This window comes from Vreelandella neptunia (genome assembly GCF_034479615.1).
GTDB classification, from domain to species: Bacteria; Pseudomonadota; Gammaproteobacteria; order Pseudomonadales; family Halomonadaceae; genus Vreelandella; species Vreelandella neptunia.
Window position 1 is genome coordinate 96,454 of the sequence record NZ_CP140255.1, and the last position, 12,834, is coordinate 109,287.

The window sequence follows — 12,834 nt, forward strand, 5'->3', positions numbered from 1 at the left end:
AACAAATGCCCGGCTGTTAAAAGCCGGGCATTTTTTATGGGTCACGTAGGTGAGAGGATCAACTGTGGCTTTTGATCTTCTCGGGTAGCAGGCCTTTGGGCGCAAAGCGCAGCACCATGGTGATCAACAAGCCAATCACCAGCACCCGTGCCTGTAGGGCGCGGCTATCCATATTGCCCGGTGCATCCCAGCCGAACGCGCCTTCGCCAAAGGCCACCGCTAACTGCATTAAGAACAGCGCCAGGGGCTCGGACATAATCCAGATGATGTATACCGCCACAGCGCCAAAAATGGTGCCCAGGTTATTGCCCGGCCCGCCAAGTATCACCATCACCAACACCAGGAAGGTATGGTTCAGCGGCAGGTAGCCTTGAGGATCGAAAAGGCTGTTGAAGGTGCCCAGTATGCCGCCGCCTAAGCCCATCAGAATGCAGCCCAGCACGAAGATCTCCAGACGCCGTTTGTTGATGTCTTTACCCATCGCCGCAGCGGAGACTTCATTGTCGCGAATCGCCCGGATCATTCGGCCCCAGGGGGCGTTGTAGGCGCGATTGAGCAGAAAGAAGATCACCGCGATGATCACCGCGGTAAACGAAAGGTAGATAGCCCGGGAGAGCGTAAACCCGAGTTCGGCAGGCCCCGGTGTGGGCCAGGGAAGTGGGGATACCGTGGCGGTACCACGAGTTAGCCAGTCAGAGTTTTTCAAAAAAGCTTTAATGATTTCGGCTATGCCTAGGGTGGCTATCGCCAGATAGTCGCTGCGTAAACCCAGACAGATATGGCCAATAAAGTAGCCGACGCCACCCGCTAGCGCGCCACCGACAATCCAGCCGATCCAGGGCGGTAAGCCGAGCCCACCGACAAAGCCTGCCTGGTTTTCAATCGCATCAGTGACTTCACGCAGCTGGCTAATCACCACAAGGTAAAGCACCACACCCAGCACCACAGTGATAAACGTACGCAGTGGCTTGGGTACGCCCAGTCGATCCAGCTTGCTGGCGCCAACAATCAAGACAATAGCGGCTGCGCCATACAGCAATACGCGGCCAAATTCACCGGGTAGCGCCGTGCCCCAGAAGGCGTCGTTGACCGGTACGCTGAAGAACATCGCACAAAAGCCACCCAGGGCGACGAAGCCCATGACCCCGGCGTTGAACTGCCCTGCGTAGCCCCATTGAATCGTTAACCCTAACGCCAGAATGGCGTAGCAGGCGGCCTCGACTAGCATGCGTGTGCTGTAGGCGGCGCCCATGATGGCGTACACCGCCAAAATCGCTACGAGCAGCACACCAAACAGGATCAGTTCACGCAGCGGGAAGCGACGGGCAGGCGTGGCGTCTTGGGGAGTGTAGGCAGGGTTGCGGGTTTTTTCTGAATTGCTCATTAGATCACCTTGCCCTTAAAGAGTCCGGTGGGACGCCATACCAAAATGGCTACCAGAATGAAAAACGGCACTACAATTTTGTACTCGGTACCCACGAAGGCCAGATTCGACGGTAGCTCCAGCCAGGCGGGCAAGCTATCGCTGAAGGGGCGCAGCAGCACGTTCCAGTTAAACACCGCCAGGGTTTCGGCAAAGCCGACCACAAAGCCACCGGCAATGGCGCCGTAAGGGTGGCCTACGCCACCCACAATGGCGGCGGCGAAAATGGGCAGCAGCAGGAAGAAGCTCAAATCGGGTTTGAAGGTAACGTCTAAGGAGAGCAACGTTCCGGCAATAGCCGCCAGCGCTCCGGCAATCATCCATGTCACCGCCACAATGGTATTGGTATTAATACCCGATGCTTGGGCCAGCTCAGGGTTATCCGACATGGCGCGCATTGCCTTGCCTAACCGCGAACGGTTAAGGAAAAGGTGCAGTGCGACGACCGCAACGATGGTAATCACGAACAGGTAAATCTGCGGCTCGGTAACCACAATCGGAGCCCGGGCACCCTCGAAGGGAAGCGCAAGTCGGAAGATCTCTTTACGGTCGTCGACATATAAACTCTGCCCGCCGGTGCCCGAAAAGAGGCGGATCAAGCCCTGTAGAATCAGCGTGACCCCCAGCGAGCCAATTACCAGCACAATCGGTTTGACCCCATGGGCACGTAGCGGTTTATAGAAAGTTTTATCGATTCCCACCGCTAAGGCGGCAGTAAGCAGCATCGCCAGCGGCAGCATTAGCACGGCGGTGGGTACGCCGAGGCTGGCGCCAGCCGCCGGAAATAGCGTGGTGAGTAGCAGCACCATAAAGGCGCCGAAGGTCATCATGTCGGCGTGGGCGAAGTGGGCAAAGCGCATAATGCTGAAAATCAGCGTTACTCCAATGGCCCCAATGGCATAAATAGAGCCGCTGACGCTGCCCGAAATCACCACATTATTGATGAAAAAAACCAGTTCGTTCACGTCTATCTCCCTGGGGCTAGCCGCCCAAAAAGCTTTTGGCGACATCGGGGTCAGCGAGCAGTGCCGCCCCAGTGTCGGTAAAGCGGTTTTGGCCCGCGGCCAGCACAAAGCCCTTATCGGCAATCGCGAGTGCCTGTTTGGCGTTCTGTTCCACCATCAAAATACCCACGCCAGCGGCGTTGATCTGTTTGACGCGGTCGAAAATCTCATTCATATACAGCGGCGACAGCCCCGCAGTTGGCTCGTCCAGCAGCAGCAGGCTTGGTTCGGCCATCAAAGCACGCCCCATGGCGACCATTTGGCGCTGTCCACCGGAAAGCTCACCGGCAGGCTGGCGGCGCTTTTCGTACAGTGGTGGGAAAAACTCATAGATCTGAGCGAGCATGCGCTTGACGTTTTGCGGCTTTAAAAAGGCGCCCATCTCCAGGTTTTCCTGCACCGAAAGGCTGGGGAAAACGTTCTTCTCCTGGGGCACGAAACCCATGCCGCGCTTTACCAGCTGGTTAGGCGGCAGGTTTTGGATTGGCTGGCCGTTAAGCAGTATCTCGCCCTGATTAACATGCAGCAGTCCAAAGACCGCTTTCAGCATGGTGGATTTACCCGCCCCGTTAGGGCCGACGATAACACCGACCTCATCGGCTTCCAGCGTCATGTTTACCCCGTTAAGGATATTCATGCCGCCATAGCCGCCGTGCACATCCCGTGCGTCGATTAATGGCATATGAAAGTATTCCAGCAAGGTCGCTTGGCAGCGACATCATTATATTAATTGGCTAATGGGAGAAAACGTCACGCTTAAGCGGCATCGGTACCGAAGTAGGCCTCGATGACCTCAGGGTTATTCTGGATGTCGTTGATATGCCCCTCCACCATCACACTGCCCTGAGCCAGCACGATAACCGGGTCGCAAAGGCGGGCAATCATCTCCATATCGTGCTCAATGACCAGGAAGGTGTAACCCATTTCGCGGTTGAGCCGCTCAATATTGCCGATCAAATCGCCCAACAGGGTGCGGTTCACCCCGGCGGCGATCTCATCAAGGAGCACTACCTTGGCATTGGTCATCATGGTGCGGCCAAGCTCTAGCAGCTTCTTTTGCCCCCCGGACAAATTACCCGCCAGCTCGTTGCGCACATGATGTAGGCCAACAAAGTCGATGACTTCCAGGGCACGGCGGCGCACCTCTGCCTCTTCCCGCTGCACCTTACCGGGCTTTAACCAGGCACTGAAAAGGTCTTCACCGGCTTGTTTGGGTGGCACCATCATCAGGTTTTCCAGCGCGCTCATCTGGCTGAACTCGTGGGCGATCTGAAAGGTGCGCAGTAAGCCGCGATGAAAGCGCTGATCGGCGCTGAGCGAGGTAATGTCTTCACCATCGAGCAGTACTCGGCCGCTGTCGGGGGCCAGTGCGCCGGCAATGAGATTAAACAGGGTTGATTTACCAGCGCCGTTGGGACCAATCATCCCGGTAATGGAGCCCTTCTCCACTTGAATGGAGCAGTCGTTAATCACCTGTAGGCCGCCGAACGCTTTGTTGACTCGCTGTACTTCAATAAGAGGGGTCATGGTGTCTCCACGCGATGCAGGCGGCTAACAAGCCGCCTGCATACCGTTATTAAGTTGTTTGTCGTGGTTTTTTCAGCCACCGCTGGCTGGCTGCAAAGGCACCAATAATGAGCAGTGCGCCAAGGGTGGGGATAAGATAGCCATCCACCTGAGGAATGGTGCGTAAAAACACAAAGGCGACGGCGGCGGGGGCCACAAAGCGCACCAGAAACCGCCAAAATTTAAACCAAGTGACGCTGCTGCCCAGTTCCTTCATCACTTCGCTCTGGGTTAGCGCCCAGCCGGCGAATAGGGCTATCAGCAGACCGCCCACCGGCATAAAGATATTGGTGAGTAGCTCGATAAACTCAAACGCGCTGCGCCCAAACAGGCTATGGAATATCGTCCCCTCAGCCCAGATATTGAAGCTAACCACGGTCAACAGGCCCATTGCCCAGGCGGCGATAACCATAATCGCTACAGCCTGGGGGCGGGTCATGTCAAAGCGCTCCACTAGGAAGGCGGCGACAGGCTCAATCAGCGAAATAGAGGAGCTGATAGCGGCGCCGAGCACCAGGATAAAGAACACACCGCCGACCAAAGCGCCAAACGGCATCTCGGCAAACGCCAGCGGAAGGGTAACAAACATAAGCCCAGGGCCTTGTCCGGTTTCCAGCCCGGCGCCAAACACCAGGGCAAAAATGGCCAGGCCTGCCACCATCGCCACGGCGGTATCGACGATAGCGACAGCAAAGGCGGTGCGGGTCAGTGAGACATCGCTGGGCATATAGGCACCGTAAGCCATGATGGCTCCCATGCCCAGGCTAAGGGTGAAGAATGACTGGCCCATGGCCTGCAGCCAGCCCTCAAGGCTGAGGTCGGCGATATTAAAGGTAAACAGGAAGCTGGCGGCGGCGCCTATGTCGCCATTCACCACGCCGTAGGCGAGCACCACCAGCAGAATCACAAACAGCGCGGGCATCATAATGCGCAGGCCTGATTCTATGCCTTTATGAATCCCCATACCCACAATCAGCGCGGACGCGGCAATGAAAAGGGTGTGATAGAGCGTCATTAGGCCAGGAGCTGCCAACAGAGCGTCAAAGCCAGTGCTAATGGTCTGCGCGTCGGCGCCGACCAGGGAGCCGGTCAGCATCAGCCAGGTGTAGTGAATCGCCCACCCGGCGATCACCGAGTAAAAGCTTAAAATCAAAAACGCCGAGGCGGCGCCCAGCCAGCCAATCGTTTCCCAGGCTCGTGAGGTGCCATGGGTTTTGGTCAGGTGCCGCATACCCATAATCGGACTCTGGCGGCTGGTGCGTCCCAGCATGATCTCGGCAATCAGAATCGGGATGCCGACGGCGAAGATCGTCAATGCGTAGACCAGTATAAAAGCACCGCCACCGTTTTCACCGGTGAGGTAGGGGAAGCGCCACAGATTGCCCAAGCCGACGGCGGAGCCAACCGCGGCGAGAAGAAAAGTGCCTTTATGCGTCCAGACGTTATGACCGCTCATGGGTAAGAGTGTCCGTGGTTGGGCGTCAGAATGGGGTGGTATCCAAACGCCTGTATGAATATAGCGATGTCAGCGTGCCTTGGACGCGCTGAATTTAGCGTTACTGTGCGATAGAACGCGCCGCCTTTCCAGCGTATTAGCGTTTAGGCTGCGTTTAGGGGAGTATCTTGGCAGCTATGGAGCGGTCATGAAGCGTTGCAATGAGACATAAAAAAACCCGCTTTCGCGGGTTTTTGGTTACTCACTGCTGGGAGCGGGTTACTTCTTGCTGTAACGCTTACGCTCGGTCTCTTTCAGCAGCTTTTTACGCAGGCGGATGTGCGCTGGCGTGACTTCGACAAGCTCGTCAGAGTCGAGGAACTCAATGGCCTGCTCCAGGGAGAACTTAACCGGCGGGGTCAATACGATGTTTTCATCGTTACCGGTAGAGCGCATGTTGTCGAGCTTCTTGCCTTTGGTGGGGTTAACCACCATGTCGTTAGCGCGGTTGTTGATACCGATCAGCATGCCTTCGTAAACTTCCGTGGCGTGATCGATAATCAGCTTGCCGCGCTCTTGCAGTGCATACAGTGCGTAGGCAAGGGCTTTACCGTCAACCATCGAAACCAGCACGCCGTTACGACGCTCGATAGAGGCTTCAGGCTTCAGCGGGCCGTAGTGATCAAAGCGGCTGGTCAGAATACCGGTGCCCGAAGTCAGGGTCAGGAACTGGCCGCGGAAACCGATCAAGCCACGAGCAGGAATGATGAAGTCCAGGCGAACCCGTCCTTTACCGTCCGGCAGCATGTTGGTCATCTCACCTTTACGGTAGCCCAGCTCTTCCATGATTGAGCCTTGGTGCTGCTCTTCACAGTCGATGATGACCTCTTCGTAGGGCTCCTGCTTTTCACCGTCGATCTCTTTGATGATGACTTCGGGGCGGCCTACGGCCAGCTCAAAGCCTTCACGGCGCATGGTTTCGATCAGCACCGAGAGGTGCAGCTCGCCACGCCCAGAAACCTTGAACTTCTCAGGGGTTTCGCCCTGTTCAACGCGCAGTGCCACGTTGTGAATCAGCTCTTGATCAAGGCGATCCTTGATGTTGCGGCTGGTCACAAACTTGCCATCTTTACCGGCGAACGGTGAATCGTTGACCTGGAAGGTCATTGAAACGGTCGGTTCGTCGACGGACAGTGGCGGCAGTGCCTCGACCTTGGCCGGATCGCATAGCGTATCCGAAATCGACAGATCGTCGATGCCGGTAACACAGACGATGTCGCCCGCGGTGGCTTCGTTGGTCTGCACGCGCTCAAGACCCATATGGGTCATGACCTGACCGATTTTGCCTTTACGCACATTGCCATCAACGCCGATGATCGACACTTGCTGGTTCGGTTTCACCGCGCCACGCTTGATGCGACCCAGGCCGATAACGCCTACGTAGCTGTTGTAATCAAGCGCAGAGATCTGCATCTGGAAGGGGCCGTTAAGCTCAACCTTAGGCGGCTCGACGATATCGACGATGGCCTGGAACATGGGATCCATGTTGTCCGCCAGCTCTTCAGGATCCATACCGGCAATGCCGTTTAGGGCAGAGCAGTAGATGATCGGGAAATCGAGCTGTTCGTCAGACGCACCGAGGTTGTCGAACAGATCAAAAATCTGGTCGATAACCCAGTCAGGGCGTGCGCCGGGACGGTCAATTTTGTTGACCACCACGATCGGCCTCAGGCCTTGGGCGAAGGCTTTCTGGGTCACAAAGCGGGTTTGCGGCATCGGGCCATCAACGGCGTCTACTAGCAGTAGCACCGAATCGACCATTGACATGACGCGCTCAACCTCGCCGCCGAAATCGGCGTGCCCAGGCGTATCCACGATGTTGATGTGGTAGCCATTACCTTCGCTGTCTTGCCATTGAATGGCCGTATTCTTGGCCAAAATGGTAATGCCACGCTCTTTTTCCTGATCGTTTGAGTCCATGATGCGCTCTTGACCTTCTGCTTTACGGTCAAGGGTGCCAGACTGGCTCAGGAGTTTGTCGACCAGTGTGGTTTTACCATGGTCAACGTGGGCTATGATCGCGACGTTGCGCAGGTTATTAACCGCGCTGGAGTTTTGCTGGTTTTGCATGCTGAGAGAGAACTCTTGTGAACACCCGTTCGTCCACGGGTCGGAAAATGCGGGTCGCAAGGGCTGGCAATTTGCCGACCATCTTGGCTCAGGGCTTGCGTCCAATAGCCATTCTACCATGTCGAAGGCTTCGCTGATATTACTGCCTCTCATATCAACCTTGGTCTAGGAATGTTTTCGCCATGAACCTCCATCCGCTAGACTAGCGCTTTTCCCACTGGGGCAGGAGCATGACCATCGGCAACCTGATGCGTTTGTTAAGCGATGGCGAGGTTCACTCTGGCGAGCAGCTGGGTGAAGCGCTGGGTATTTCTCGTGCGGCGGTGTGGAAGCAGTTAAAAAAACTGGAGGCGTTAGGGGTGGAGGTAGTGGCGGTGAAAGGCCGTGGCTACCAGCTATCCCAGTGCCTGGAGCCCCTGGAAGGCGCCAAAATCGTTGCGCAGTTGCCCGCTCAGGCGCGCCACCACCTTGCGCGCCTGTTTGTTGAAGATCAGTTACCCTCCAGCAACGAGTATCTGCGTCAGCGCTTTGAGCAGGGCGCCGGACATGGCGAGGTGTGCCTGGTTGAGCTACAGACGGCAGGGCGTGGCCGCCGGGGGCGTGTCTGGACGACGCCCTGGGGGCAGAGCCTCATGCTTTCGCTGGGCTGGCGCTTTGAGTCGGGTATCGCGGTGCTGGAAGGCTTGAGCTTAGCGGTAGGCGTCGTGGTTGCCCAAGTGCTCGAGCAGCATGGTGTTGCACCGAGGCTCAAGTGGCCTAACGATATTCTGCTCTCCGAGCAGGGTGATGACCCAGGCGATGAGTTAGGCAAGCTGGCCGGTATACTTATCGAAGTGACCGGTGATGCGGCAGGCCCCTGCGAAGTTGTCATTGGTATGGGCATGAATTTGTGGTTGCCGCCCGCCCAGCGGGCAGCTATCGATCAGCCTGTGGCCGCGCTTTTCGAGCGGCTGCCGAATATTTCACGCAATCAACTGGCCTCTGAGGTGGTGGCAGGCCTGCTGGCTATGCTGGCTAGCTTTGAGCAGGACGGTTTTGGCGCTTGGCGGGATGCCTGGAACCAGCGCCACGCCTATGCAGGGCTGCCTATTCGAGTGATACAGGGGCAGCAGACCAGCGATGCCGTCGCGGGGGAAGTGGATGAGAGTGGTAACCTATGGGTTGCCGAAAATGGTCACTCGCGACGCCTAGCTGGCGGTGAGATTAGCGTACGCAGGCGTTTATGATTCTGGATCTTGATATCGGCAACACGCTGTCTAAATGGCGGCTCAAGGATGCCGAGAGTAGCGAGATACGTTCCCGTGGAGCGGTATGGACCCGGGAAGAGTGGCGCCCGGGGGCCGATATTCCCGATCTCGACGTGGTCGAGGCGGTACGTATATCCAGCGTCGCCAGGGCGGCGGTGCTGGAAGAAACCGTCGCCTTGTTGCGCCGCCGTGTGCGTCATGTGCACGTGGCGCACTCAACCCATGAGGCGCTAGGCGTGGTTAACGGCTATGAAGAGCCGGGGCGCTTGGGGGTTGATCGTTGGATGGGAGCGCTGGCGGGCTATCAGTTAGCGGGCGGTTGCTGTGCGGTGGATTGCGGTAGCGCGATCACTATTGACTTTGTGCTGCCAGGCGGCCAACACCTGGGTGGCTTTATTATCCCCGGTCTTCGCCTGATGAAAGAGAGCTTGAAGCTTGGCACCCGCAATGTGGCCATTGATCCTGAAAGCGAGGCCGATGAGTTGCTAGAGCCTGGCCGACGCACTGTTGATGCGGTCAATCACGGTATCTACATGGCCGCTGTTAGTGCTATTAATCGCATCTATAGCGAAGTATGTGACCAGGAAGGTGTGGCGCTGCCAATGCTGTTAACCGGGGGCGATGCGCGGGTTGTCTCAAGAGGTGTGCAGGTTCCCCATGCAGTGTGGCCGGACATGGTCTATGGCGGCCTGGAGGCGTGCTTTCCGATGACCTTTGCCGAGCGTGCGGGTAAAATGTCGGGGGCGCCGCGGGTGCCTGAACCGGTAGCGCTAGAAAAGATTCGCGCAGGACTTGCATTCTCCATGCTGCTTTGACAGAATGCAGCGCGTTCCAAGGCAGGCAGAAGATGCGCTGGTATCGCAAGCTACGATAAATTAAGTAAATATCTAGCTTGACACTGTTTTGGAGGCTGGCATAATGTGCCGCCACAGTTGGAGAGGTTCCCGAGTGGCCAAAGGGAGCAGACTGTAAATCTGCCGCGAAAGCTTCGAAGGTTCGAATCCTTCCCTCTCCACCAGAATTAAGCAGCAGCGATTAGATCGGTGCTGCTGAATGAAAAGCCGGTAGCGGGCATTGTCTACGGTTTATAGCTTCAGTAAGTTAGAGTTATAAAGCGGCGCGTAGCGGATCGTCATTCTAGACAGGTTCTGCGGGCGTAGTTCAATGGTAGAACCTCAGCCTTCCAAGCTGATGGTGCGGGTTCGATTCCCGCCGCCCGCTCCAGTTGATGTGTTTGGCTCATGTAGCTCAGGGGTAGAGCACACCCTTGGTAAGGGTGAGGTCGACGGTTCAATTCCGTCCATGAGCTCCATATTGCAGATCAAGCGAGCGAAGCTCGCTTTTTTTGTCTCTGCGTTTGGGTGGGTTTTTGTAGCGCTCGAGCGTAAAGAAGGGGTTGTCAGGTGTGGGTTTCTCCGCTACCATGGCGCCCGCTGTTGTATAGGCGGTCGAAAAGACGCTTATTAGCAGAAGTAAAAGCAAAAAGTAGATAGAAGCTAGAAAATAGAAAGTCAGTACGACGATACAGGCCAGTAGCTCAATTGGCAGAGCAGCGGTCTCCAAAACCGCAGGTTGGGGGTTCGATTCCCTCCTGGCCTGCCAACCTTCCCCAGGTTGGTATGTCTTTTTCCAAAATTCTTTTATCGTTCGCCGCACCCTGAGGAGTCTCGTTTTTATGAAGCCTGGTTCTGTAAAACATGGCGCCGAGGTGCAACAGACGCGCCATGACGGGCTCAAGTGGGCGGCGGTCGTAGCGCTGCTTGTCGTTGCTGTTGTTGGTAATACCTATTTCGCCGATATTGGCCTGCTCTACCGCGTGCTTGGCGTAGTGGTGTTGTGTGTGATTGCGGGTTTAATCGCGCTAACCACTACCAAAGGTCGTGATTTAGTAGAGCTTGCCAGAAGCGCCAAGAAAGAGATTCAGCGCGTTGTATGGCCGACCCGAGCCGAAACCATTCAAACCACGGCCATTGTGCTAGTGGCCGTTTTGGTGGTGGGGCTAATGCTGTGGTTGATCGACACTCTTCTTGGCTGGGCGATGTCCGGCGTCATTGGTTAGGAGCATTCATGTCCAAACGTTGGTACGTCGTTCACGCTTATTCTGGCTTTGAAAAGCATGTCATGCGCTCATTGATTGAGCGTGTGAAGATGTATGGTATGGAAGATCGTTTTGGCGAAATTCTGGTGCCAACTGAAGAAGTTGTCGAAATGCGTGACGGCAAGCGACGCAAGAGCGAGCGCAAGTTTTATCCCGGCTACGTATTGGTCGAGATGGAGATGGCCGACGAAACCTGGCACCTCGTCAATGAGACGCCGCGTGTTATGGGCTTTATCGGTGGTACAAAAGAGAAACCTGCGCCAATCACTTCTCGCGAAGCAGATGCCATTTTGCTGCGCGTTAAAGACGGTACTGATAAGCCGCGGCCTAAAACGATGTTTGAGCCGGGTCAGTCAGTGCGTGTTGTCGACGGGCCGTTTGCCGATTTCAATGGTGTTGTCGAAGAAGTTAATTACGAAAAGAGTCGTCTGCATGTCAGCGTGCTGATCTTCGGGCGCTCTACACCTGTTGAGTTAGAATTTTCTCAGGTTGAGAAAGAATAAGTCTCAGGTTGAGAAAGAGTAAGTTTTGATTCGCGTGAGATGACCTGGCGGTTGTCTCGCTGGTACCGGGGAGCCTTCGGGCGCTATTACCCAATTGGAGCATAAACGATGGCCAAGAAAGTACAGGCTTACATCAAACTGCAGGTTGCTGCAGGTAAAGCCAATCCAAGCCCGCCGGTAGGCCCAGCACTGGGTCAGCACGGCGTGAACATCATGGAATTCTGTAAGGCGTTCAACGCCGCGACTCAAGAAATTGAGCCGGGCCTGCCGACGCCAGTCGTGATCACTGTCTACTCTGACCGTAGCTTCACGTTCGTTACCAAGACGCCGCCTGCTGCCGTGCTGCTGAAAAAAGCCGCTGGTATCAAGTCCGGTTCTGGTGAGCCGAACAAGAAGAAGGTCGGCACCGTAACGCGTGAACAGCTTGAAGAGATCGCCAAGACTAAAGAGCCTGATTTAACGGCTGCGAATCTCGATGCCGCTGTACGCACCATTGCTGGCAGCGCGCGCAGCATGGGCCTAAACGTGGAGGGTCTCTGATCATGGCTAAACTGTCTAAGCGTGCGAAAATCATTCGCGAAAAAGTAGACACCACTAAAGCCTACTCTATTGAAGAAGCGGTAGCGCTGCTCTCCGAGCTGTCTACTGTTAAATTCAAAGAGTCCGTTGATGTCGCCATCAATCTGGGCGTTGACCCGCGTAAATCCGACCAGGTTGTGCGTGGCGCTACCGTCATGCCTAACGGTACCGGTAAAGACGTACGCGTTGCGGTCTTCACCCAGGGTGCCAATGCCGATGCCGCTAAAGAAGCCGGTGCCGACATCGTGGGTATGGATGACTTGGCTGAGCAAGTGAAAAAAGGCGTGATGGATTTTGACGTCGTTATCGCTTCGCCAGATGCCATGCGCGTAGTCGGCCAGTTGGGTCAGATTCTAGGCCCACGTGGCCTGATGCCTAACCCGAAAGTTGGCACCGTAACGCCTGATGTGGCGACAGCGGTTAAAAATGCTAAAGCGGGTCAGGTGCGTTTCCGTACCGACAAAAACGGCATTATCCATACTACTCTGGGTAAAGTGGATTTTGACGCAGCAGCCATTAACGGCAACCTGGAAGCCCTGGTTGCTGACCTGAAGCGCCTCAAGCCGAGCGCGTCTAAAGGCATTTACTTCAAAAAAATGACCCTGTCTACTACTATGGGCCCGGGTTTGACAATCGATCACTCTGCTTTCGCGTAAAGCGAGTCATCGTTGGTTTTTTTGAAACAACCGAGCAAGAACTTTGCGGTCCCCCGTTTGGTGGCTATCACTGGTCGGGGCATCGTCAAAGACCGCAGGTGCCGCGCTTGGTAAGTACGCAAGTACTTACAAGGGCGGCTTAATTGCCCTATAAGCGCCTGCGCAGATGGTGTGGCCGCCAGTTGGTTAAGCT

12 protein-coding genes and 4 tRNA genes are annotated in these 12,834 nt (G+C 55.8%); 10 read left to right on the forward strand and 6 right to left on the reverse strand.

All coding sequences use genetic code 11. The features are described 5' to 3' along the window. Positions 1 to 58: 58 nt before the first annotated feature. The 6 genes from SR894_RS00460 to typA form a co-directional block, all read right to left on the reverse strand. The gene (locus SR894_RS00460) at positions 59 to 1,384 is read right to left on the reverse strand and encodes a branched-chain amino acid ABC transporter permease (protein WP_133731710.1); all 1,326 of its coding nucleotides are present in this window, start codon (positions 1,382 to 1,384) and stop codon (positions 59 to 61) included. After that, a complete protein-coding gene (locus tag SR894_RS00465; RefSeq protein ID WP_133731709.1) occupies positions 1,384 to 2,388 on the reverse strand; it encodes a branched-chain amino acid ABC transporter permease in 1,005 nt (334 codons plus the stop codon). The genes SR894_RS00460 and SR894_RS00465 overlap by 1 nt, the downstream gene beginning before the upstream one ends. Positions 2,389 to 2,404: 16 nt before the next feature. Further along, positions 2,405 to 3,109: an ABC transporter ATP-binding protein gene (locus tag SR894_RS00470; RefSeq protein ID WP_133731708.1), complete on the reverse strand. Its 705-nt coding sequence runs from the start codon at positions 3,107 to 3,109 to the stop codon at positions 2,405 to 2,407. 74 nt (positions 3,110 to 3,183) lie between these two features. Continuing rightward, a complete protein-coding gene (locus SR894_RS00475) occupies positions 3,184 to 3,954 on the reverse strand; it encodes an ABC transporter ATP-binding protein (RefSeq protein WP_133731707.1) in 771 nt (256 codons plus the stop codon). Positions 3,955 to 4,003: 49 nt separating this feature from the next. Next, positions 4,004 to 5,449, reverse strand: a complete 1,446-nt coding sequence (locus SR894_RS00480) for a sodium-dependent transporter (protein ID WP_133731706.1) — start codon at positions 5,447 to 5,449, stop codon at positions 4,004 to 4,006. A gap of 258 nt (positions 5,450 to 5,707) precedes the next feature. Beyond that, positions 5,708 to 7,558, reverse strand: coding sequence for a translational GTPase TypA (gene typA / locus SR894_RS00485; protein WP_133731705.1), 1,851 nt, complete (start codon positions 7,556 to 7,558; stop codon positions 5,708 to 5,710). 230 nt (positions 7,559 to 7,788) lie between these two features. Here typA and SR894_RS00490 point away from each other — a divergent pair, with 230 nt between their 5' ends. The 10 genes from SR894_RS00490 to rplA all read left to right on the forward strand — a co-directional run bounded on the left by SR894_RS00490 (position 7,789) and on the right by rplA (position 12,641). Then, entirely contained in the window at positions 7,789 to 8,784 is a 996-nt protein-coding gene (locus SR894_RS00490; protein WP_133731704.1) for a biotin--[acetyl-CoA-carboxylase] ligase, read from the forward strand. Beyond that, entirely contained in the window at positions 8,781 to 9,620 is an 840-nt protein-coding gene (locus SR894_RS00495; RefSeq protein WP_133731703.1) for a type III pantothenate kinase, read from the forward strand. The genes SR894_RS00490 and SR894_RS00495 overlap by 4 nt, the downstream gene beginning before the upstream one ends. A gap of 119 nt (positions 9,621 to 9,739) precedes the next feature. Further along, positions 9,740 to 9,823: transfer RNA gene (locus tag SR894_RS00500), tRNA-Tyr, on the forward strand. A 132-nt stretch (positions 9,824 to 9,955) separates the two neighbouring features. Then, positions 9,956 to 10,029, forward strand: a tRNA-Gly gene (locus SR894_RS00505). A gap of 13 nt (positions 10,030 to 10,042) precedes the next feature. Continuing rightward, positions 10,043 to 10,117: transfer RNA gene (locus SR894_RS00510), tRNA-Thr, on the forward strand. A gap of 214 nt (positions 10,118 to 10,331) precedes the next feature. Continuing rightward, a tRNA-Trp gene (locus tag SR894_RS00515) sits at positions 10,332 to 10,407 on the forward strand. Positions 10,408 to 10,480: 73 nt separating this feature from the next. Beyond that, complete coding sequence (secE, locus tag SR894_RS00520; protein WP_008959179.1) at positions 10,481 to 10,864, forward strand: preprotein translocase subunit SecE; 384 nt, start codon at positions 10,481 to 10,483, stop codon at positions 10,862 to 10,864. A gap of 8 nt (positions 10,865 to 10,872) precedes the next feature. Then, positions 10,873 to 11,406 (forward strand): transcription termination/antitermination protein NusG, encoded by a 534-nt coding sequence (gene nusG / locus SR894_RS00525; protein ID WP_008959178.1) that lies wholly within the window; start codon positions 10,873 to 10,875, stop codon positions 11,404 to 11,406. A gap of 108 nt (positions 11,407 to 11,514) precedes the next feature. Beyond that, positions 11,515 to 11,946, forward strand: a complete 432-nt coding sequence (gene rplK, locus SR894_RS00530; protein ID WP_007112017.1) for a 50S ribosomal protein L11 — start codon at positions 11,515 to 11,517, stop codon at positions 11,944 to 11,946. A gap of 2 nt (positions 11,947 to 11,948) precedes the next feature. Beyond that, complete coding sequence (gene rplA / locus SR894_RS00535) at positions 11,949 to 12,641, forward strand: 50S ribosomal protein L1 (protein WP_027958796.1); 693 nt, start codon at positions 11,949 to 11,951, stop codon at positions 12,639 to 12,641. Positions 12,642 to 12,834 lie beyond the last annotated feature (193 nt).